We start from the raw sequence: 20,767 nt of genomic DNA, 5'->3' as shown, positions 1-20,767 counted from the left end.
CGCCCCGCGGCTCAGGACACGTGGGTGCCGAACAGCAGCCCCAGCAGGTACGTGGCCGCGGCCGCGCCCCAGCCGATGGCGAGCTGGCGCAGCGCCCGCTTCAGCGGGGAGGCCCCTGACAGCAGACCGACCACGGAGCCGGTCAGCAGCAGGGCGACCCCGACCAGCGCGGCCGAGAGCACCACGGCCGTCATCCCGGTGGCGCCGAGCAGGTAGGGCAGCACCGGGATGATCGCCCCGGAGGAGAAGAAGGCGAAGCTGGACAGCGCGGCGCCCCAGGCCGTCCCCAGCTCCTCGTGCTGCTGGGCCTCGCCCACCTCCAGCTCGCGGAGGCCGGCCAGCACCTCGTCGGCGTGCGCGGCGGCCTCGTCGGGCGACATACCCCGGGCCCGGTACACCAGCGCCAGCTCGTTGGCGTCCACGTCGAGCTGCGGCAGGTAGCTCGGGGTGTCGGGGTTGGGGTCGGAGGCCAGCAGCAGCTCGCGCTGGGAGCGGACCGAGACGAACTCCCCGGCGCCCATCGACAGCGCGCCGGCCAGCAGACCGGCCAGCCCGGCCGCCAGCACCACCGGCGTCGACACACCGGTGGCGCCGATGCCCAGCACCAGCGCCAGGTTGGACACCAGCCCGTCGTTGGCGCCGAAGACCGCGGCACGGAAGGTGCCTGACATGCTCTGCCGGCCGCGCACCGCGAGCCCGCGCACCACCTCGGCGTGGATGTGCTCGTCGGCGGCCATCTGGTCGGTGGCGTGCTCGTCGTCCTCGTAGGGGGAGCGCTGCTCGGCCCGCTGCATCAGGGCCAGCACGAAGACCGAGCCCAGGTGCTGGGCCAGCCAGCCGAGCAGCCGGGTCCGCAGGCTGGCCCGCGCCGGGCGTCCGCGGTGCTGGCCGAGCAGGTCGATCCAGTGCTGCTCGTGGCGCCCCTCGGCCTCGGCGATCGCGAGCAGGATCTCTCGCTCCTCACCGGCACGCCGACCGGCCAGGGCGCGGTACACCTGCGCCTCCGCCTGCTCGTCGGCCAGGTACTGCCGCCAGCGGCGCCGGTCGCGCTCGCTGACCTGCGGCGGTTGGTTCTCGGTCATCACCGCCACATTCTCGCAGGCACGCCGGGGCCGGCCCGGACTCCGCTGACCGGATGATGGACCCGCGCCGGGGCCGCCCGGGGGGTGCCTAGCCTCGCACGGGTGGCAGTGGGTCAGCTGGGGGAGGTGCGCACCGAGCAGGTGCGCCTGTTCGACCACGACTCCCCCCTGGTGCTGGCCAGCGGCCAGCGGCTGAGCGAGGTCGACGTCGCCTACGAGACCTACGGCGAGCTCAGCCCCGAGAAGGACAACGCCGTGATGATCTGCCACGCGCTGACCGGCGACGCCCACGCCGCCGGCTGGCACCCCGGGGACCGGCGGCCGGGCTGGTGGGACACCCTCATCGGTCCTGGCAAGCCGCTGGACACCGACCGGCTGTTCGTCGTCTGCGCCAACCTGCTGGGCGGCTGCCAGGGCACCACGGGACCCGCCTCGCCCGACCCGGCCACCGGACAGCCGTACGGGCTGGACTTCCCGCTGCTGCAGGTCGCCGACTTCGTCACCGTCCACCGGGCGCTGCTGGCCCACCTGCAGATCCCGCGGCTGCTGGGGCTGGTGGGCGGCTCGCTCGGCGGCATGCAGGTGCTGGAGTGGACGCTCAGCCACCCCGACGAGGTGGAGAACGCCGTCATCGTGGCGGCCTCCAGCCGGCTGAGCGCGCAGAACATCGGCTTCTCGGCGGTGGGCCGGGAGGCGATCATGCGCGACCCCGAGTTCTCCGACGGCCAGTACGGGGCCCGCGGCACCAACCCCGCCACGGGGCTCGCCATCGCCCGGATGCTGGCCCACATCACCTACCTCTCCGAGGAGGCGATGGCCACCAAGTTCGGCCGGCGGATCCAGGACGCCGAGCAGTCCGGGCCGGGGTTCGGCGTGGACTTCGCCGTCGAGAGCTACCTGCGCCACCAGGGCGACACCTTCCTGACCCGCTTCGACGCCCTGTCCTACCTGTACCTCACCCGGGCGATGGACTGGTTCGAGCCGTTCAGCGAGCACGACGCGGCCGCGGTCGCCGCGGCCGGCACCCGCGTGCTGGTGGTCTCCTTCGACAGCGACTGGCGCTTCTCGACGGCCCACTCGCGCGCCATCGTCCGACAGCTCGAGGCGGCCCGGGTCCGGGTCAGCTTCCGCGAGGTGGCCTCGCCCTGGGGCCACGACTCCTTCCTGCTCGAGGTGCCCGACTACCACGCCACCGTGCGCGCCTTCCTCGACCGGGCCCTGGACCGGAGCCCTGCCGCGTGACCACCCCGTCCCCGGTCGCCTCCCGGCGACGCCGGCCCAGCCGGCACCTGAACCTGCGCGACGACCTCGCCGTGGTGGCCGACCTGGTCGCCGACGGCAGCCGGGTGCTCGACCTCGGCTGCGGCGACGGCCAGCTGGTCCGCCACCTGGAGCGTCGCCACGGCTGCACCGGCACCGGGGTGGAGATCGACCCCGAGGCGGTGCTGCGGGCGATCAGGTCCGGGGTGTCGGTGATCGAGCTCGACATCGACGCCCAGCTGGGCGAGTTCGGCGACGACTCCTACGACGTCGTGGTGCTGTCGAAGGTGCTGCAGGCGACCCGGCGTCCCGCCGAGGTGCTGGCCCAGATGAGCCGGATCGCCCCGCGCTGTATCGTCTCGGTGCCGAACTTCGGGCTGTGGACCCACCGCTGGCGGCTGCTGCGCGGACGGATGCCGATGTCGCGGCAGATGCCCTACGACTGGCACGACACCCCCAACATCCACAACGCCACGCTGGTGGACCTGGAGGAGTTCCTGGCCGAGCAGGGTTTCGCGGTCGAGCAGCGGATCCTGTTCGACGCCGCCGGGCGCGTGGCGAGCTGGCCGGACCGACTGGCCAACCTGATGTCCGGGGCGGCCGTGTACCTGCTGGCCCGCGGGGACGAGGCTCAGCGGCGGGCGAGCACGACCGCGTAGAAGTCGCGGATCTCCTCGGCCAGCTCCTTGGGCACCTCGAGCGAGGCGAAGTGCCCGCCGCGTGGACGCGTCGTCCAGGACACGATGTCGGTGTTGTCCCGCTCGGCGAAGGGGCGCATCGACCGGAAGTCGTCGGCGAAGACGGTGACGCCGATCGGGCCGTGGTTCGTGCGCGGCTCCACCGACCGCTCGGCGTGGTAGATCCGCACCGCCCCGGCCGAGGTGTTGGTCAGCCAGTAGAGGCTCACCTGCGCCAGCACCTGCTCCCGGGTCAGCAGCGAGGTGCCGCGGCCGAAGTTCTCGAACAGCTCGTGGTAGGCCAGCTGGCCGACCGGTGAGTCGCTCAGCGCGGCGGCGACGGTGCTCGGCCGCGACGCGTTCATGGCGGCGTAGCCGTTGACGGTCTGGAACCAGGCGGCGAACTCCAGCGCCTCGTGGTCCTCCGGCGACATGGCCTCGAACTCCGAGGGGTCCCCGGAGGGGAAGGAGAACAGCTGCAGGACGTGGGCGCCGAGGAACCCGGGAGGGGCGGTCGCCGCGAGCTCGCGGGAGACCATCGCGCCCAGGTCGGAGCCGTGGGCGAGGTAGGAGTCGTAGCCCAGCCCGCGCATCAGCGCGTCCCAGGCCCGGGCGACCCGGCTGACGGTCCAGCCGCCGTCGGCCAGGGGCGTGCTGAAGCCGAAGCCCGGCAGGCTCGGGACGACCAGGTGGAAGGCCTGCCCGTCAGGGGCGCCGTGGCCGGCGGGGTCGCTGAGCGGGCCGACGAGGTCGAGGAAGTCCAGGAACGAGCCCGGGTAGGTGTGGGTCAGCAGGAGCGGGACCGCATCGGGGTCGGCGGAGCGGACGTGCACGAAGTGGATCCGCTGGCCGTCGATCTCGGTGAGGTGGTGCGGCAGCGCGTTGATCCGTCGCTCCACCTGCCGCCAGTCGAAGTCGGTCCGCCAGTGGTGGACCATCTCGCGGAGGTAGGGGACCGGGGTGCCCTGCGACCAGTCGTCGCCCGGCACCTCGGCCGGGAAACGGGTGCGGGCGAGGCGTTCGGCCAGGTCGTCGAGGGCGGGCTGGGGCACGTCGACCCGGAAGGGCTCGACGACGAGGGCGGTGGGCGGGGTGCTGGTGCTCTGGCTGCTGGTCATGTCCGGACGGTAGGAGGAGTTCCGGCACGTCCGGTTCCTGATCTGCACGACCACGCGACATCTTCTCCGCCGGCTGCGTCCGTCCCTATCGTGGGCGGGTGATCGAGACCTCCTCGCGGCTGCTGGCGCTGCTGGGGCTGCTGCAGACGCGCGGCACCTGGCCCGGCGCCGTGCTGGCCCGGCGGGTGGACGTCGGGGAGCGCACGCTGCGCAAGGACATCGAGCGGCTCCGCGAGCTGGGGTACCCCATCGAGTCGGTGCGGGGGCCGTCGGGCGGGTACCGCCTCGGCCCGCACGGCACCCTCCCGCCGCTGCTGCTGGACGACGACGAGGCGGTGGCCGTCGCCGTCGGGTTGTCCTCGGCCCGTTCCCTGCCGGGGGTCGCCGAGGCCAGCGCGCTGGCCCTGGGCAAGCTGGAGCACGTGCTCCCGACCCGGCTGCGCCGCCGGGTGCGCGCGGTGCTGGAGAGCACCGACGTCGGGCCGGCCGACACCTCGACCAACATGGCCGCGCCGCCGGTCGACACCGCCCGGCTGGCCGACCTGGCCGCGGCCGTCCGCGACCACGAGGCGGTGCGGTTCTGGTACGACGAGGAGCCGGTCGAGGCCGAGCCGTACCGGCTGGTGACGTGGCAGCAGCGCTGGTACGTGGTGGCGCGCCGACGCCCGACGGGCAGCTGGCAGGCCTTCCGGGTCGACCGGGTGCGGCTGCGCACCCCTGGTGCCGGCCGCTTCACCCCCCGCCCCCTGGAGGGCGAGGACTACGCCGGCTTCGTGCTGCGCGACGTGGCCTCGACCGGGTGGCGGGTGCACGCGCGCATCGCGGTGGAGGCGCCCGCCGGCGAGGTGCTGGCCCGGATCAACGCCGCCGTCGGCGTCGTGGAGGAGGTCGACGAGACGCGCTGCGTCCTGGTCACCGGCGCCGACACCTACGAGACGGTGGCGGTCTACATCGGCATGCTGGGACTGGACTTCCACGTCGACGGGCCGCCCGAGCTGGTCGAGCACCTCCGCATCGTCGGCGAGCGCTACCGTCGCTCGGTCGCGGACCCCCGGGCGGGGGACGGCTCTCAGAGGCCGGTGAGCTCGGCCCGCGACGGCGCGTAGGGGCGGAACCGGAGCAGCATCCGCGCCTCGGCGGGCGTGCGGTCGGCCTTGAGGGCGTTGCACCGGCCGCAGGCCGCCACCGTGTTGAGCCAGGTGTTGGGTCCGCCGCGGGACTGCGGCACCAGGTGGTCGACGGTGTCGGCCCGGCCGCCGCAGTAGGCGCAGGTGTGGCCGTCGCGGCGCAGCACTCCCCGCTTGGTCCAGCCGGGGGCGCGGGCGTACATGAAGGCGGTCTTGACGTAGCGGACGAGCCGCAGCACCACCGGCCACGGGTAGGGCCCGATGGCGTGGTCGGCGCGGGCCTCCTCGACGACGGCGACCTCGCGGACGAGCATGCCGATGGCGTGCTTGACCGACACCGTGTGCAGCGCGGTGTTGTCGGTGTTCAGCACGAGCACCCCGCTCATCGGCTCCTCCTTCGCCCAGATCGTGTCCACCACGAACGTGCCCGGAGACGACGCATGCCGCCCCGCGACGACGCAGGACGGCATGACGTGGAGGGCATGGGAGTCAGCCCTGACAGCCGTCGCAGCATCGGATGCGCACCTCGGGGACGGAGGTGGCCGGCGACGTCGACGTCATGGCGGCTCCTCCTCTCTCCTCACCCGTACCCGGGCGTGTCGCCGCGATGCGCGCGGCGACCGGTGCTGGACAAAGAGTAAGCACGGCCTCAACCGTTGTCACCACACTCGCCGGCGAACTCCTGGCGACGTGTCGGCGACCGGGTCGTTCAGCCCCGCGCGGCGAGGGCCGCGGCGATCCGCTCGGCGCTGCCGCCGAGGGACCAGGCGGCCACCAGCTCCGACCAGCGCTCCGGCTGCACGGGGGCGGTGGGCAGGGCCAGGTCCTCCAGCGAGACCCCGAGGTCGAGGTCGCGGGCCACGGCCACCACCTCCGGCGCCACGGCCAGGTAGTCGATGGCGGCGGCGAGCTTGGAGCGCACGCCGGCGGTGACGGTGGGGTCGCCGTCGCTGGCGGCCCGCAGGATGCCGTGGAGGCTGGTGTGCCGGGCGAGCAGCTGCGCCGCCGTCTTCTCCCCGATGCCGGGCACGCCCGGGATCCCGTCGGAGGTGTCGCCCCGCATCACCGCGAAGTCGGCGTAGGCGGCGGCCGGGATCGCGTAGCGCTCGCGCACCCACGCCTCGTCCACCCGCTCGTGCCGGCTGATGCCGCGGGCCACGTACAGCACCCGGACGCCGGTGCGGTCGTCGACGAGCTGGAACAGGTCGCGGTCGCCGGTGACCACGTCGACCGGGACGCCGGCCGTGCTGGCCAGGGTGCCGATCACGTCGTCGGCCTCGTAGCCGTCCTTGCCCACCACGGCGATCCCCAGCGCGGCCAGCACGTCGCGGATCACCGGCACCTGCGGGGTCAGCTCGTCGGGGGACTCCTCGGCCACCTGCGACAGGGCGCCGCGGCCGCCGGCTCCCACCACCTGGTCGGCGGGCACCGTCTGGGCCACCCGGTGGGTCTTGTAGGAGGGGAGCAGGTCGACCCGCCACTGCGGGCGCCAGTCGTTGTCCCAGCAGCAGGCCAGGTGGGTGGGCCGGTAGTCGGTGACGAAGCGGGCGATGAAGTCGAGCAGCCCGCGGACGGCGTTCACCGGCTGCCCGGCGTCGTTGGTGACCGACGTCGGCACCCCGTAGAAGGCACGGAAGTACAACGAAGCGGTGTCCAGCAGCATCAGTCGACGTTCGGCCACGGTCGATTCTGGCACGATGTCGCCACAGCCGGCGGTGACCACCGACGGCGCGCGGGCGCCACCCGGCCCCGCCTCTCGAAGGGAAGCGGATGGAGAAGACCGACCAGCAGATCCTGGCCCTCCTCGCCGCGGACGGGCGGATGTCCTACACCGACATCGGCAAGGCGACCGGGCTCTCCACCTCGGCGGCGCAGCAGCGGGTCCGCCGGCTCGAGCAGCGCGGGGTGATCACCGGCTACACCGCCCGCATCGACCCGCACGCGCTGGGCCGCGCGCTGACGGCCTTCGTGGAGGTGACCCCGCTGGACCCGAGCCAGCCCGACGACATCCCCGACCGGCTGGCGCCCATCGAGGAGGTCGTCTCCTGCTACTCGATCGCCGGTGACGCCAACTACCTGCTCAAGGTCCAGGTGGGCACGCCGCTGGAGCTGGAGCACCTGCTGCTGCGGCTGCGCACCACCGGCAACGTCACCACCCACACCACGCTGGTGCTGTCCATCCCCTACGAGGAGCGCCCCTACCGGGGCTGAGCACCGGCGGCGCTCAGGAGGTCACGGACGGGACCTGGACCTGGGCCAGGGCCAGCCGGCGGGAGTCGGCCGCGGCGGTGTGCTCGGCGTGCCAGTCGAGCCGGGCGTTCTCGGCCCACCAGCGCCGGCCGGACTCCGGCAGGGTGTGGATGGGGTCGTAGTAGGCGTGGCTGCGGTCCAGGGCGTCCGGGTCGTCGGTCTCGATGCCGGTCCGGTAGTTCTTGCGCCACAGGCTGATGCCGCGCTCGGTGTCGTACTCGGCCAGCTGGTGCACCCAGCGCTTGCCGACGAAGGGGACGTCGCAGACGATCCGCGGCGTGGCGAACCCGGGCAGGTAGCCGAGGATGGCGTGCTGCAGCTCCTGCGCCCGGCCCACCGGCACCCGCCAGTGCTCGGCGAAGGGGATCATGTCGCAGAGGTAGAAGTAGTAGGGCGTCACCGCCGCGCCGTCGAGCAGGGCGAAGCAGAGGTCGAGCAGCTGGGCGGGGGAGTCGTTCACCCCGGCCATCAGGACGCCCTGGTTGCGGACGTCGCGGACGCCGGCGTCGAGCACCGCCCCGGCCGCCTCGGCGACCAGCGGGGTCACCGACTGGGCGGCGTTGACGTGGGTGTGCACCGCCACCATGACGCCGCGGGAGCGGGCCACCCGGCAGACCCGGGCCAGCCCGGCGAGCAGGTCGGCACCCAGCCAGTGCTGCGGCATCCCCATCAGCGCCTTGGTGGCGAGGCGGATGTCGCGGATGTTCTCGATCTCGAGCAACGACATCAGGAAGGCCTCCAGCCGCGGCCACGGCATGTTGGCCACGTCGCCGCCGGAGACCACCACGTCGCGCACCTGCGGGGTGCGGCGCAGGTAGTCGAGCATGTCGTCCAGCCGCTGGCCGGGCCGGGTGGCGAACTTGAGCTTGGTGACCTGCTCGGTGGAGTTGCCGACGAGGTCCATCCGGGTGCAGTGCCCGCAGTACTGGGGACAGGTGGGCAGGATCTCGGCGAGGACCTTGGTGGGGTAGCGGTGGGTCAGCCCCTCGGTGGCCCACATGTCCTGCTCGTGCAGGGAGTCCCGGCTCGCCCGCGGGTGGGAGGGCCAATCGGTGCGGCGGTCGCTGAACACGGGCAGCATGTAGCGCCGGACGGGGTCGGCCAGGAAGGAGTCGGTGTCCGGCACCCGGTCGGGGACCATCGTGCTGAGCATCTGCGGGGGCAGCAGCATCGACATGGTGGCCCGTTCCTGCTGGTCGCGGAGCAGGTCGGCGTAGAACGACTCCGACAGCAGGTCGCCCATCACGCGCTGCAGCTGGGCGACGGTCTTGACGCAGTTCGCCCGCTGCCACTGCACGTCGCGCCACTGCTCGACGGTGACGTCGCGCCAGCCGGGCAGGCGCCGCCACTCCGGCTCCACCAGCTCGCGCCGGACGTAGGCGTAGGGCTGACCGGTCGGGGTGGTCGTCATCGCGTCCTCCTGCTTCGGCCCGACGATTCACGTCCGGACGGGCTGTGTACCGCAAGTATTGCGGTCGTACCCTCGTGCGGCAAGAAGTCTGGCGGTGTCGTCGTCGGAGAGCCGGACGTGGTCGCGGGTCCGCGTGCTGCTCCCCGGCGGGCCGCCCGGGTAGTCTCGGGCGACGACGTCGGGCGACGGCGCGCAGCGATCAGGAGGAACCGTGGGTGAGGTCGAGCAGCAGGGCGATCACCGGCTGGGGATGACGGTGGTGCACCGTCGCTACGTCCCCCGCAACGCCGCCCACTACTCCGGCAAGCTGGTCGACGGCGCCTACGTGCTCGGGCTGTTCAGCGACGCGGCCACCGAGATGTGCATCCGCACCGACGACGACGAGGGCCAGTTCGTCGGCTTCACCGAGGTGGACTTCCTCGAGCCGGTGCACACCGGCGACGTGATCGAGGCCGAGGCCACCCTGGTGCGGGTGGGCAACACCAGCCGCCAGCTCGCCTTCGAGGCCCGCGTGGTCTGCCGCTCCGCCGAGCACATCGAGAGCCGGCGCCCGGTGGCCGACAGCACCGCCCACGTCCTCGACGAGCCGCTGGTCGTGGTGCGCGGCACCGGCACCGTGGTGGTGGAGTGACCCAGACCCTCCCGGACGCCCGTCCGGCCACCCCCGGCCCCGACCCGGCACCCCGGGAGCGGCTGGGGTGGCGCGTCCCCGGCACGGTCGTCGCCGGCCTGCTGGTGGCCGCCGGGTTCGAGCCGCTGGGCTGGTGGCCGCTCACCGTGCTCGGTGTCGCCCTGCTCACGCTCGTGGTGACCGGCAGCCGGCGTACCTTCGGCCTGGGCTACCTGTTCGGGCTCGCGCTGCTGGGGCCCACGATCGGCTGGGTCCACGTGATCGCCGTTCCGGTGGCCTTCGCGCTGATCGCCTTCGAGAGCCTGTTCTTCGGGGTGCTCGCCGTGGTGCTGCGTCGCGTGGTGCGGCTGCCCGGCTGGCCGGTGTGGGCGGCGGCGTCCTGGGTGGCGGTGGAGTGGGCCTACTCCTCGGTGCCCTTCGACGGCTTCGGCTGGAGCCGGCTGGGCTACGTGATGGTCGACGCCCCGCTGGCCGGGGCCTACCCGCTGCTGGGTGTCGCCGGGGTCAGCCTGCTCACCGCCCTGGCCGGTCAGGCGCTGGCCTGGCTGGCCCCACGGGTGCGCAGCCTGCTGCGCGCGCGGAGCACCGCCCACCACCGCCGGCGCCCGGTCGCACTCGCCCCGGTCGCGCTGGTGCTGGCCGCGCTGCTGGGCACCGGCACCGCCGCCCAGCTGCTGCGGAGCTGGCAGCCGGCCGACCCGGCGACCGGTGAGGTCACCGTCGGCCTGGTGCAGGGCAACGTCGACGGCGTGGGGGTCAACGCCCTCGGCCGGGCGCGCACCGTCACCAACAACCACCTCAGCGAGACCATCACCTTGATGGCCAAGGCCCGCACCGGCCAGGTGCCGGTGCCGGACTTCGTGCTCTGGCCGGAGAACTCCACCGACATCGACCCCCGGGCGGACGCCCGCACCCAGCGCACCGTGCAGCTGTCGGCGGAGATCGCCGACGTGCCGATCATGGTGGGCGCGGTGCTGGAGGGCCCCGGGCCGGAGGAGCGGCAGACCGCCGCGCTGTGGTGGCACCCCGTCCAGGGCGTGGTGGACCAGATGGAGAAACGCAACCTCGTGCCCTTCGGGGAGTACATCCCGCTGCGGTCGCTGCTGCTGCCGGTGGTGCCGATGCTGGAGCTCGTCGGCGCCCAGTCCGTCCCCGGCACCGGCGACGGCGTGCTGGACGTCCCCCTCGGCGACGGCCGCCGGGTCGCGGTCGGCAACATCATCTGCTTCGAGGTCGCCTACGACGCCACGGTGGCCCAGACCATCGCCGGCGGCACCCAGCTGTTCGTGGTGCAGAGCAACCAGGCGACCTACGGCGGCACGGTCGAGGTGCCGCAGCAGTTCGCCATGACCCGGGTGCGGGCCATGGAGACCCGCCGCGAGATCGCCGTCGCCACCACCAGCAGCGCGTCGGGGTTCATCGCCGCCGACGGGACGGTGCGCTGGCAGACCGCGGAGTTCACCGCCGACTCGCACAGCACGGTGATGCCGCTGCGCAGCGCGATCACCCCGGCGGTGCGGCTCGGCAGCTCGCTGAGCGCGGTGGCCGCCCTGGTCGCCGCAGCAGCGCTGGCCGTCGCGGTGCTCCGCCGCCGGCGCGGCACCGGGTCCTCGGCGGGGGAGACCGCGGCGGGCGGATAACCGGTTGCGGCGCCCACGGCGGCACGCCGAGGATGACGCCACCAGTCCCGGCAGCCGGCCGGGCGTCCCAGGGAGGAGGTCGCCATGACGATCTCGAACGAGTTCGACCTGCGTACTCCTCCTCGACGCCCTGGAGCCCCTTCTTGCCACAGCCCGACTGGTCCTTCGACGACCTGACCTTCACCCCCACCACCGAACCCGGCCCCGACCAGCGCTGGTCGACCTGGAGCAGCGTCCAGGCCGGTTGCCGCGGTCCCGAACCCCGTCCCGCCTGGGTCGTGACGGCCGACGCCGCCATCGACACCGAGCTCGGCGAGGTCAAGAGCGGCAAGGAAGCCGACTGCTTCCTGCTCGAACGCGCCGTCCCCGGCGACCCCGGCCGCAGCACGCTGATGATCGGCAAGCGCTACCGCCCCGCCGACAAGCGGCTCTTCCACCGCAACGCCACCTACACCGAGGGCCGTCGCACCCGGAACTCCCGCGACGCCCGCGCCACCGCCAAGGCGACCGCCTACGGCCGCGAGGTCTCGGCCGTGCAGTGGGCGGCCGCCGAGTGGGCCGCGCTGGTGCGGCTCTGGCAGCTGGGTGTGCCGGTGCCCTACCCGGTGCAGATCGACGGCACCGAGATCCTGATGGAGCTCGTCGCCCACGACGGCGAGGTCGCCCCGCGGCTGGCGGCCACCCGCCCGGCGGCCGACCTGCTGGCCGAGCTGTGGGAGCAGCTGGAGCAGGCCATGACGGCGATGACCCGCGCCGGCCTGGTCCACGGCGACCTGTCGCCGTACAACCTGCTGCTGGCGGGGGAGCGGCTGGTGGTCATCGACGTGCCCCAGCTGGTCGACCTGGTGGCCAACCCGCAGGGCATGGACCTGCTGCACCGGGACTGCCGCAACGTGGCGTCGTGGTTCGTCCGGCGCGGGTACGGCGGGCCCGACAGCGCCGACGAGCTGTTCGCCAGGCTGCTGGCCAGCGCCTGGTGAGGGCGGCGGCGGGCCGTCAGAGGTAGGTCTGGCGGGGGTGGATGGCGTGCGCGTCCGACACCCGGTCCAGGAACAGCAGACCGTTGGTGTGGTCGATCTCGTGCTGCAGGCAGACGGCCTCGAAGCCGTCGGTCTCGAGCTCGACCTGCTCCCCGGTCACCGGCAGCTGGCCACGGACCACCAGCCGGCGGGCGCGCTGGACGTCGCCGGTGAAGTCCGGCACCGACATGCAGCCCTCGCGTCCCCTGCCCTTGCGGCTGGCGCTGACCACCTCGGCGTTGCAGAGCACGAAGCGGCCGTGGCAGCTGCGGGTCTTCGGGTGGCCCGAGACGTCCACGGAGAACACCCGCAGCGCCTCGCCGACCTGCTGGGCAGCCAGGCCGACGCAGCCGGGGGAGACCTCCTGGGTGGCCAGCAGGTCGGCGGCCAGCGCCACCACGTCGGGGTCGGTGGGGTCGACGTCGCGGCCGGCGGTGGCCAGCACCGTCGCCGGCGCGCGGACGACCGTGCGGACGCTGCCCGGGGGCAGCTCCGGCATCGTCCAGCCGCTCACATCTCGTCCGTCTCGACGGCCACCAGACGCACGTGCACCCCGACGACGCCGGCCGCCTCGTCGAGCTCGGCCCGCAGCTCGTCCACGTCCACGTCGAGCGGCACCACCACCTCGGCGGTCAGCACGTAGAGCTCCCCGGCCAGCCGGGTGCCCAGGTCGACCACGTTCACGCCGCGGCGGGCCAGCACGCCGGTGATGGTGGCGACGATGCCGGGGCGGTCGGCCCCGTTGACGTGCACCACGTAGGAGCTGCCCTGCACCGCACCGGCCGCCGGCGAGGCCGCGCTGACCGGGCGCACGTCCACGGCCAGACCGCCCTGGCTCGACACCCGGGCCAGCGCCTGCTCGACCTCGGCCACCGGCGAGCCGGTGCGGACCAGCACGACCATCGCGAACTGCCCCCGCAGCAGGGTCATGGTGGAGTCCTCGAGGTTGCCCTCCACCGCCGCCAGCGCCCCCGTCACCTCGGCCACGATCCCGGGCCGGTCGGCTCCGATCACGGTGACGGCGAGCACGTCCTGGCCGGGTGGCGGCAGCGGGGGAGTCGACATGGTCGGCATGCTACCGAGCGTGGCGGTGAGCCGCTCCAGCGTGCGGTACCGGGCTCCGCTGGTGCGGTACGGAAGAATGGGGGTGTCCCAGCGCCACCTCCAGGAGGATCATCCGTTGTCCGAGCCCGTGACCCCCGTGACCGACCACACCGAGGAGCCGTCGACCGCCGCGCCGGTCGAGCCCGGCGGGAGCGGTCCCCGGGTGCTGGTGGTGATCCCCACCTACAACGAGGCCGACAACATCGAGATCATCGTGACCCGGCTGCGGGCGGCCGTGCCGGACGCCCACGTGCTGGTCGCCGACGACAACTCGCCCGACGGGACGGGGCGGGTCGCCGACGCGCTGGCCGCCTCCGACGACCACGTCCACGTGCTGCACCGGCGCGGCAAGGAGGGCCTCGGCGCGGCCTACCTGGCCGGCTTCGGCTGGGGCCTCGACCGCGGCTACGACGTGCTGGTCGAGATGGACGCCGACGGCTCCCACCAGCCCGAGCAGCTGCCGCGGCTGCTGGCCGCCCTGGCCGACGGGGCCGACATGGTGAAGGGCTCGCGGTGGATCCGCGGCGGCACGGTGGTCAACTGGCCGCTGTCGCGCAAGATCCTCTCCCGCGGCGGCAACCTGTGGACCCAGCTGTGCCTGGGGGTGCCGCTCAAGGACGCCACCGGCGGCTACAACGCCTTCCACGCCCGGACGCTGCGCGGCATCGGGCTCGAGGACGTCGCCTCGGCCGGCTACTGCTTCCAGGTCGACCTGGCCTGGCGGGCGCTCAAGTCCGGGTTCGACGTCCGGGAGGTCCCGATCACCTTCGTCGAGCGCGAGCGCGGCGACTCCAAGATGAGCCGGGCGATCGTCGTCGAGGCCCTGCTCCGGACGACGCTGTGGGGGGTGGGCCACCGCGCCGCCCAGCTCCGCGAGCTGTCCCAGCGCCGTCGCGCCACCGCCGAGGTGGGCGCCCGCCGATGACCGCCGTCGCCCCCGGACCAGCTCCCGGCCGTCGAGGCTCGTGGCGGCGCGGCCTGCTGGTGGTCGCCGCCGCCGCGCTGCCCGTGGTCGAGATCTGGCTGCTGGTGCAGCTGGCGGGCTGGATCGGGGCGGGGTGGACCCTGCTGGTGGTGCTGCTCGGGATCGTGCTGGGGGTGGTGCTGGCCCGCCGCGAGGGACGTCGGGCCTGGGCGAGCCTGACCACGGCGCTGCGCACCGGCGGGCAGGTCTCGGACGAGATCGCCCACGGCGGGCTGGTGCTGCTGGGCGGCATGGCGCTGATCCTGCCGGGGCTCCTGACCGACGTCGTGGGGGCGCTGCTGCTGCTGCCGCCGACCCGGCGGCTCGCGGTCCGCGGGCTGCACCGGTGGGCGCAGGCCCGGGTGCGCCGGATGGGTGTGGACGTGGACGTGCTGCGGGCGCGGATGGACCGGGCCAACACCGTCGAGGGCGAGGTGGCCGATGCGGCGCCGCCGCCGCGTCCGGACCGGGACGACCCCACCGTCATCCGGGGTGAGATCGAGCAGTAGACCGCGGCCCACCCGCCGGGGGCGCTGCTGGCGGCCGGACGTGCGACGAGGGCCCCGCCACGGTGGTGACGGGGCCCTCGGCTGCAGCTCGGATCAGGCGGTGCGGCGGTCCGGGGTACCGGGGCCCAGCTCGCCAGCGCGCAGGAGGTCCAGGCGCTCGGCCAGCAGCTCCTCCAGCTCGGCGATGGAGCGGCGCTCCAGCAGCATGTCCCAGTGGGTGCGGGCCGGCTTGGCCTCCTTGACCTCGGCCACGACACCGTCGGACCGCTTGGCCTCGGACCCGCAGCGCGGGCACTCCCACAGCGTCGGCAGCTCGGCCTCGGCGGCGAAGGTCACGCTGAAGTGGTGCCCTCTCGCGCAGTCGAAGCCGACGTCCTGACGTGCGGCGAACTCGATGCCCACCTCGTCCTCGAAGCTCTTGGCCCCCAGTCCGGAACCCCGCAGTGCTCGATCAGCCATGGTGCCCTCCCTCCACGTCGGTCACGGGTACAACGGACGACCGGAGCCGGTTGTTCCCCGGCTGGACGACGGCCCCCAGCCGTCCACTCCCAGTGTGCCCAGTCGCGGCGTTCTCACACAGGACACGCCGACACCGGTGGCGCCCGGTCAGCCGGCGCGGGTGGCCGGGTCCGGCACCGCCACGGGTCGCCGGGGCGCGCTGACCCGCAGCATCAGCAGCCCGCCGGCCAGCAGCACGACCACGATGCCGATGATCCCGGTGCGGTCCGAGCCGACGGCGGCGAAGACCGCGAACAGCGAGGGTGCCAGGAAGGAGACGGCCCGGCCGGTGCTGGTGTAGAGGCCGAACATCTGCCCCTCGTGGCCGGGAGGTGCGAGCCGGGTGAGCAGCGCCCGCGAGGACGCCTGCGCCGGACCGACCCAGATGGTGAGCAGCAGCCCGAACACCCAGAACGGCTGCGGTCCGGACACGAACAGCAGCACGACCCCGGCCAGCACCATGCCGCCGATCGAGATCAGGATCACCGCGCGTGCCCCGATGCGGTCCTCCACGAACCCGCCGGAGAGGGCGCCGAGGGCGGCGAGGACGTTCGCCGCGATGCCGAACACCAGCACGTCGTCGGCGCCGAGGCCGTAGACGGTGACGGCCAGCACGGCGCCGAGGCTGAAGATGGCGGCCAGGCCGTCGCGGTAGAGGGCGCTGGCCAGCAGGAACCGGAAGGCGTTCCGGTCGGCCCGCCAGAGCTGGCGCAGGTCGGCCAGCAGCACCCGGTAGGAGGCGACCACGCCGTGGCGGGGACGTCCCGGGTCGGGGGCCGACTCGGGCATCAGGAAGAACAGCGGCAGCCCGAAGACCACGAACCAGCCCGCCGAGAGCAGCGCCACGGTGCGGATGTCCAGGCCGTCCTCACCCGTCACCCCGAACCAGCCAACCTCGGGGGCGATGAAGCCGACGTAGCAGACCAGCAGCAGCACGATGCCGCCGAAGTAGCCCAGCGACCAGCCGAACCCCGACACCCGGCCCAGCGTGGCCGGGGTGGAGACCTGCTGCAGCATCGCGTTGTAGCTGACGTTGGCCAGCTCCATGAAGATGCCGGACAGGCCCAGCAGCACCAGTGCCAGCGGCAGGTACGCCGCCTCGGGACGCACCAGGAACATCAGCGCCATGGCGACCCAGACCAGCACCGAGAAGACCATCAGGTTCCGCTTGCGCCGGCCCAGCCGGTCGGCCCGCTGGCCGATCACCGCCGCCGACAGGGCGACCACGACGGCGCTGAGGGCGTTGGTGATGGCGATCCAGTTGGCGCCGCTGACCGCGCCGTCCTCGGGGGCCACCGCCGCGCTGACGTAGGTGGCGAAGACGAAGGTGGTGATGACGGCCTGGAAGGAGGCCGCTCCCCAGTCGTAGCTGCCCCAGGCCAGCAGCCGGCGCCGCGGCACCCGGTCGGCGAGCTGGGCGGTGACCTCGGGCGCCGGGGCCTGGTCCATCGGGAACTCCTGCAGCTAGGGGCCGGGGATCAGTCCCAGCAGCCACGGTCGACGAGCACTGCCCTCAACGTATCGATGGCGTCGCTCACCAGCCCGTCGACACCCAGCTCGATCAAGGCGTTCATCTCCGCCGGGTCGTCGATCGTCCACACGTGCACCTGGCGGCCGGCGGCGTGCACCCGCTGCACCAGGCGCGGGGTGACCAGGCGGACCCGGCGCCCGGCCACCACGTGCTCGACCGGCACCTGGACGGCCACCGCCGGGCCGGGGGCGACGCCGAGGGCGCGCGTCCGCACCACCTCGCGCGGGCTGGCGGAGGTGGCCACGCGGTCCCCGGCCAGCCGCCGGAAGGCCTGCAGCCGGGCGGTGGAGAACGAGCCGACGCAGACCCGGGCGGTGGCGCCGTGGTGCTGCAGCGTCCGCCACAGCGGGGCGACGGCGCCGGGGGACTTGAGGTCGATGTTGAAGACGGCGTCGGGGAAGGTCTCCAGCAGCTCGTCCAGCGTGGGGATCGGCTCGCCGCCGATCCGGGCCCGGCGCACCTCCTCCCAGGGCAGCTCGGCGACGACGCCGCGGGCGTCGGTGACGCGGTCGAGGACGGAGTCGTGGAAGGCGATCAGCGTGCCGTCGGCGGTCGTGTGGACGTCGGTCTCGAGGTGGCGGTAGCCCAGCCGGGTGGCCTCGGCGAAGGCGGCGACGGTGTTCTCGCGGCCCAGGTTGGCCGGCAGCCGGGCCCCGCCGCGGTGGGCCAGGGCGACGAAGCGGCCCTCGGCGAAGGGGCTGGCCGGGCGGCGGACCACCCTCAGCCCCGGTGGCCGGCCGGGGTCAGGCCGGGGACGTGGTCGAGGCCGTCGACGGCCCAGCCCGGCAGCCACTCCGGGATGCCGTTGAGCCACAGGCTGGTGTACAGACCCACCCAGCCGACGGCGACCGCAGCCGCGACCGCCGCCGCCTTCCGCCGTCGCGACCAGCCCCGCACCCGCTGCAGCAGCCGGCGGAAGCGGCGCATCAGCCGGCGGGCCCAGGAGAACTCGCTGGCCCACACCGCGAGGCCCAGCAGCACGAGCGGGATGCCGCCCGGTCCGGGCAGCGGTCCGGTCACCACACCGGCCAGGATGAGCAGCGTCCCCAGCAGCCCGACGACGACCCGCAGCGTGATGCGGGTGTGGCGCCGCTCGCGGAGCCGCCGGCGCCAGGCCCAGCGGTCGTGCCTGGGCTGCCCGTCGTCGACCAGCTCGTCGTCGGGGTCCGCGTCGGTGCGCTGCGGGTCCTCGACGCTGGGTTGCATGCGCCAACTCTAGCGGCGGGTCCGCAGGCGGCCGTCCCGCACGGACGGACTGCCGACCTCGGTCGCAGCGGCGTGGACCGCCGTCCACCGACGGGGTGGCAGAGGTGGCCGGCGGTCGGATGCGCCACACTGGCCGGGTGACCGCGATCATGTCCGTGCAGTCCTCCGTCGCCTACGGCCACGTCGGCAACAGCGCCGCCACCTTCCCGCTGATGCGGGTGGGGGTGGAGGTGTGGCCGGTGCTGACCGTGCACTTCTCTAACCACACCGGCTACCCGTCCTGGCGCGGGCCGCTGCTGACCCCGGCCGACGTCGCCGAGGTGGTGGAGGGGATCGAGACGCTCGGCGTGCTGGAGCGCTGCGACGCCGTGCTGTCGGGCTACCAGGGGGCGGCCGAGATGGGGCACACGATCCTCGACGTCGTGCGCAAGGTGAAGCAGCACAACCCGGCCGCGGTCTACTGCTGCGACCCGGTGATGGGTGACGTCGGGCGGGGCATGTACGTCCGTCCGGGCATCCCCGAGCTGATGCGCGACGTCGTCGTGCCGCAGGCCGACGTGGCCACCCCGAACCACTTCGAGCTGGACTTCCTGACCGGTGGCGAGCAGTCGACCACCATGGAGCAGGTGCTGGCCAAGGCCGACCGGCTGCGCGAGAGCGGGCCGGCGACCGTGCTGGTCACCAGCGTCGTGGTGCAGGGCCAGCAGCCCGAGGAGCTGCAGCTGGTGGCGGTCGACGGCACCGGTGCCTGGTCGGTGACCACCCCGCTGCTGGACCGCAGCTTCACCGGCTCCGGCGACCTGACCTCGGCGATGTTCCTGGCCTGCCTGCTGGCCGGCGACCCGCTGGCCGAGGCGCTGGCCACCACCGCCGCCCGGGTCTACGGCGTGCTGTCGGTCACCGCCGCCGCCGGTGAGAGCGAGCTGCAGCTGGTGGCCGCCCAGGACGAGCTGGTCCGCCCCACCCACACCTTCACCGCCACCCGCCTCCGCTGACCCCGGGACGGGCCCGGGCTGGGCCCGGGCCGGTGCCTGGCCGGATCCCGCGCGGGAAGTGGTCGGGAACGAGGGCCAGAGGGCCCGGTCGGGGCCTCCGGCGGTCGTTCCCGACCACTTCCGCGTCAGACGCGGGTCAGACGCGGGGGTCGGTGAAGATCTGGACGTCGGCGCCGAGGGCGTTGAGCCGCATCGGCAGGTCCTCGTAGCCGCGGTTGATCATGTAGGTGTTGCGCAGCACCGACTCCCCGCGCGCGGCCAGCATGCCGAGCAGCAGGCAGACCGCGGGCCGCAGCGCCGGCGGGCAGACGACCTCCTGGCCGCGCCAGCGGGTGGGGCCGCGGACGATGAGGCGGTGCGGGTCGAGCAGCTGCACGTTGGCGCCCAGCTTGTTCAGCTCGAGCAGGTGGATCGCCCGGTTCTCGTACACCCAGTCGTGGATCATCGACTCACCCTGCGCCGAGGCCGCGATGACGGCGAAGAACGGCAGGTTGTCGATGTTCAGCCCGGGGAAGGGCATCGGGTGGATCTTGTCGATCGGCGCCCGCAGCGTGGACGGGTGGACGGTCAGGTCGCAGAGCCGGGTGAGGCCGTTGTCGGAGAGGTACTCCGGACCCAGGTCGACCTGCAGCCCCATCTCGGCCAGGATCGCCAGCTCGATCTCGAGGAACTCGATCGGCACCCGGGTGATGGTCAGCTCGGAGTCGGTGACGATCGCGGCGGTCAGCAGGCTCATCGCCTCGATCGGGTCCTCCGACGGGGAGTACTCGACGTCGGCGTGGATGCTCTCCACCCCGTGCACGGTCAGCGTGGTGGTGCCCACGCCCTCGATCCGCACACCGAGCGCGATGAGGAAGGCGCAGACGTCCTGGACCATGTAGTTGGGCGACGCGTTGCGCAGCACGGTGACGCCGGGGGTCATCGCCGCGGCCATCAGCGCGTTCTCGGTGACGGTGTCACCACGCTCGGTGAGCACGATCGAGCGGTCGCCGGTGGTCCGGTCGACGTCGCACTGGTAGAAGCCCTCGGTGGCGTTGACGTGCAGCCCGAAGCGGCGCAGCACCTGCAGGTGGGGCTCGATGGTGCGGGCGCCGAGGTCGCAGCCGCCGGCGTAGGGCAGCGCGAAGTGCGGGTAGAAGTGCAGCAGCGGGCCGAGGAACATGATCACGCTGCGGGTCCGGCGGGCGGCCTCGACGTCCATCGCGGCCAGGTCGAGGACGTCCGGGCGCACCAGGGTGAGGTCGGTGCGGTCCTCGGACCAGGTGGCCTGGACCCCGATGCTGGTCAGCACCTCGAGGATGCGGTTGACCTCCTCGATGCGGGCGATCCCGCGCAGCACGGTGGTGCCGCGGTTGAGCAGGGAGGCGCAGAGCACGCCGACGGCGGCGTTCTTGGAGGAGCGGACGGCGATCGAGCCCGACAGCGGCAGACCGCCGCGGACGCGCAGGTGCGTCGGTCCGGGCGCGCCCACGCTGATCAGCTGCGAGTCCAGCGCCGTGGCGATCCGGTTGATCATCTCCAGGCTGAGGTTCTGGTTGCCCACCTCGATGCGGTGCACCGCGCTCTGGCTGGTGCCCAGCACGCCGGCGAGCTGGCTCTGGGTGAGTCCCCGGTGCTTGCGGGCGTCGCGGATGAGTCCGCCGATCCGGTCCAGCGAGGTTTCAGTCACCCGGCCACGATAACTCACATCTGATATATCGCAAGCGAGGGACTTCGTGTCGCGCGCCCGGCGTCACGCTACCCGC

The 20,767-nt window shown here is 73.5% G+C and carries 22 protein-coding genes; 10 read left to right on the top strand and 12 right to left on the bottom strand.

All coding sequences use genetic code 11. From position 1 onward, the window contains the following. Window positions 1-11: 11 nt before the first annotated feature. Complete coding sequence (locus GC722_RS07450) at window positions 12-1,082, bottom strand: VIT1/CCC1 transporter family protein (protein WP_156609371.1); 1,071 nt, start codon at window positions 1,080-1,082, stop codon at window positions 12-14. 102 nt (window positions 1,083-1,184) lie between these two features. On the opposite strand from GC722_RS07450, the gene metX reads away from it, so the two are divergent. Further along, window positions 1,185-2,324, top strand: coding sequence for a homoserine O-acetyltransferase MetX (gene metX / locus GC722_RS07445; RefSeq protein WP_331714503.1), 1,140 nt, complete (start codon window positions 1,185-1,187; stop codon window positions 2,322-2,324). After that, on the top strand, window positions 2,321-3,001 hold the full coding sequence (gene metW / locus GC722_RS07440; protein WP_331714502.1) for a methionine biosynthesis protein MetW: 681 nt from the start codon (window positions 2,321-2,323) through the stop codon (window positions 2,999-3,001). The genes metX and metW overlap by 4 nt, the downstream gene beginning before the upstream one ends. Here the strand turns inward: metW and GC722_RS07435 are convergent. After that, on the bottom strand, window positions 2,974-4,137 hold the full coding sequence (locus GC722_RS07435) for an epoxide hydrolase family protein (RefSeq protein WP_156609370.1): 1,164 nt from the start codon (window positions 4,135-4,137) through the stop codon (window positions 2,974-2,976). The two genes, metW and GC722_RS07435, sit on opposite strands and share 28 nt — an antisense overlap. Before the next feature lie 98 nt (window positions 4,138-4,235). Here GC722_RS07435 and GC722_RS07430 point away from each other — a divergent pair, with 98 nt between their 5' ends. Continuing rightward, window positions 4,236-5,243, top strand: coding sequence for a helix-turn-helix transcriptional regulator (locus GC722_RS07430; RefSeq protein WP_331714501.1), 1,008 nt, complete (start codon window positions 4,236-4,238; stop codon window positions 5,241-5,243). Here GC722_RS07430 and GC722_RS07425 read toward each other — a convergent pair. Both GC722_RS07425 and GC722_RS07420 read right to left on the bottom strand, forming a co-directional pair. Beyond that, complete coding sequence (locus tag GC722_RS07425; protein ID WP_156609369.1) at window positions 5,207-5,650, bottom strand: HNH endonuclease; 444 nt, start codon at window positions 5,648-5,650, stop codon at window positions 5,207-5,209. The genes GC722_RS07430 and GC722_RS07425 overlap by 37 nt on opposite strands. 323 nt (window positions 5,651-5,973) lie before the next feature. Next, window positions 5,974-6,945, bottom strand: coding sequence for a 5'-3' exonuclease (locus tag GC722_RS07420; RefSeq protein WP_331714500.1), 972 nt, complete (start codon window positions 6,943-6,945; stop codon window positions 5,974-5,976). An 89-nt stretch (window positions 6,946-7,034) separates the two neighbouring features. On the opposite strand from GC722_RS07420, the gene GC722_RS07415 reads away from it, so the two are divergent. Beyond that, a complete protein-coding gene (locus GC722_RS07415) occupies window positions 7,035-7,475 on the top strand; it encodes an Lrp/AsnC family transcriptional regulator (protein WP_156609368.1) in 441 nt (146 codons plus the stop codon). A 13-nt stretch (window positions 7,476-7,488) separates the two neighbouring features. On the opposite strand, the gene GC722_RS07410 is transcribed toward GC722_RS07415, so the two are convergent. Further along, window positions 7,489-8,925 (bottom strand): KamA family radical SAM protein, encoded by a 1,437-nt coding sequence (locus tag GC722_RS07410; protein ID WP_156609367.1) that lies wholly within the window; start codon window positions 8,923-8,925, stop codon window positions 7,489-7,491. 211 nt (window positions 8,926-9,136) lie between these two features. On the opposite strand from GC722_RS07410, the gene GC722_RS07405 reads away from it, so the two are divergent. The 3 genes from GC722_RS07405 (at window position 9,137) to GC722_RS07395 (ending at window position 12,176) form a co-directional block, all read left to right on the top strand. Next, entirely contained in the window at window positions 9,137-9,556 is a 420-nt protein-coding gene (locus GC722_RS07405; RefSeq protein ID WP_331714499.1) for a hotdog domain-containing protein, read from the top strand. Then, on the top strand, window positions 9,553-11,196 hold the full coding sequence (gene lnt, locus GC722_RS07400; RefSeq protein ID WP_197429889.1) for an apolipoprotein N-acyltransferase: 1,644 nt from the start codon (window positions 9,553-9,555) through the stop codon (window positions 11,194-11,196). The genes GC722_RS07405 and lnt overlap by 4 nt, the downstream gene beginning before the upstream one ends. Before the next feature lie 143 nt (window positions 11,197-11,339). Then, window positions 11,340-12,176 (top strand): serine protein kinase RIO, encoded by an 837-nt coding sequence (locus tag GC722_RS07395; protein ID WP_231747549.1) that lies wholly within the window; start codon window positions 11,340-11,342, stop codon window positions 12,174-12,176. Window positions 12,177-12,192: 16 nt separating this feature from the next. Here the strand turns inward: GC722_RS07395 and GC722_RS07390 are convergent, their stop codons facing one another. Next, complete coding sequence (locus tag GC722_RS07390; RefSeq protein ID WP_156609364.1) at window positions 12,193-12,714, bottom strand: peptide deformylase; 522 nt, start codon at window positions 12,712-12,714, stop codon at window positions 12,193-12,195. Window positions 12,715-12,725: 11 nt separating this feature from the next. Beyond that, entirely contained in the window at window positions 12,726-13,280 is a 555-nt protein-coding gene (locus tag GC722_RS07385; RefSeq protein WP_156609363.1) for a glycine cleavage system protein R, read from the bottom strand. A gap of 202 nt (window positions 13,281-13,482) precedes the next feature. On the opposite strand from GC722_RS07385, the gene GC722_RS07380 reads away from it, so the two are divergent. After that, the gene (locus tag GC722_RS07380) at window positions 13,483-14,244 is read left to right on the top strand and encodes a polyprenol monophosphomannose synthase (RefSeq protein ID WP_331714642.1); all 762 of its coding nucleotides are present in this window, start codon (window positions 13,483-13,485) and stop codon (window positions 14,242-14,244) included. Further along, window positions 14,241-14,792: an FxsA family protein gene (locus GC722_RS07375; RefSeq protein ID WP_156609361.1), complete on the top strand. Its 552-nt coding sequence runs from the start codon at window positions 14,241-14,243 to the stop codon at window positions 14,790-14,792. Before GC722_RS07380 ends, GC722_RS07375 begins: the two co-directional genes overlap by 4 nt. A 93-nt stretch (window positions 14,793-14,885) precedes the next feature. On the opposite strand, the gene GC722_RS07370 is transcribed toward GC722_RS07375, so the two are convergent. The 4 genes from GC722_RS07370 to GC722_RS07355 form a co-directional block, all read right to left on the bottom strand. Beyond that, window positions 14,886-15,251 (bottom strand): RNA polymerase-binding protein RbpA, encoded by a 366-nt coding sequence (locus GC722_RS07370; protein ID WP_156609360.1) that lies wholly within the window; start codon window positions 15,249-15,251, stop codon window positions 14,886-14,888. Between the two features lie 147 nt (window positions 15,252-15,398). Next, complete coding sequence (locus GC722_RS07365) at window positions 15,399-16,739, bottom strand: MFS transporter (protein WP_156609359.1); 1,341 nt, start codon at window positions 16,737-16,739, stop codon at window positions 15,399-15,401. Between the two features lie 29 nt (window positions 16,740-16,768). Next, a complete protein-coding gene (locus GC722_RS07360; protein ID WP_331714498.1) occupies window positions 16,769-17,539 on the bottom strand; it encodes a glycerophosphodiester phosphodiesterase in 771 nt (256 codons plus the stop codon). A gap of 2 nt (window positions 17,540-17,541) precedes the next feature. Beyond that, on the bottom strand, window positions 17,542-18,027 hold the full coding sequence (locus GC722_RS07355; RefSeq protein WP_156609358.1) for a PGPGW domain-containing protein: 486 nt from the start codon (window positions 18,025-18,027) through the stop codon (window positions 17,542-17,544). A 137-nt stretch (window positions 18,028-18,164) separates the two neighbouring features. On the opposite strand from GC722_RS07355, the gene pdxY reads away from it, so the two are divergent. Next, window positions 18,165-19,022, top strand: coding sequence for a pyridoxal kinase PdxY (gene pdxY, locus GC722_RS07350; protein WP_331714497.1), 858 nt, complete (start codon window positions 18,165-18,167; stop codon window positions 19,020-19,022). Between the two features lie 136 nt (window positions 19,023-19,158). Here the strand turns inward: pdxY and GC722_RS07345 are convergent, their stop codons facing one another. Continuing rightward, window positions 19,159-20,691 carry a helix-turn-helix domain-containing protein gene (locus GC722_RS07345; protein ID WP_331714496.1) on the bottom strand — a complete coding sequence of 511 codons (1,533 nt, stop codon included), beginning with the start codon at window positions 20,689-20,691 and terminating at the stop codon, window positions 19,159-19,161. Window positions 20,692-20,767 lie beyond the last annotated feature (76 nt).

Source organism: Auraticoccus cholistanensis (genome assembly GCF_009742705.1).
Lineage (GTDB): Bacteria > Actinomycetota > Actinomycetes > Propionibacteriales > Propionibacteriaceae > Auraticoccus > Auraticoccus cholistanensis.
This window is presented reverse-complemented; position numbering and strand designations above follow the sequence as displayed.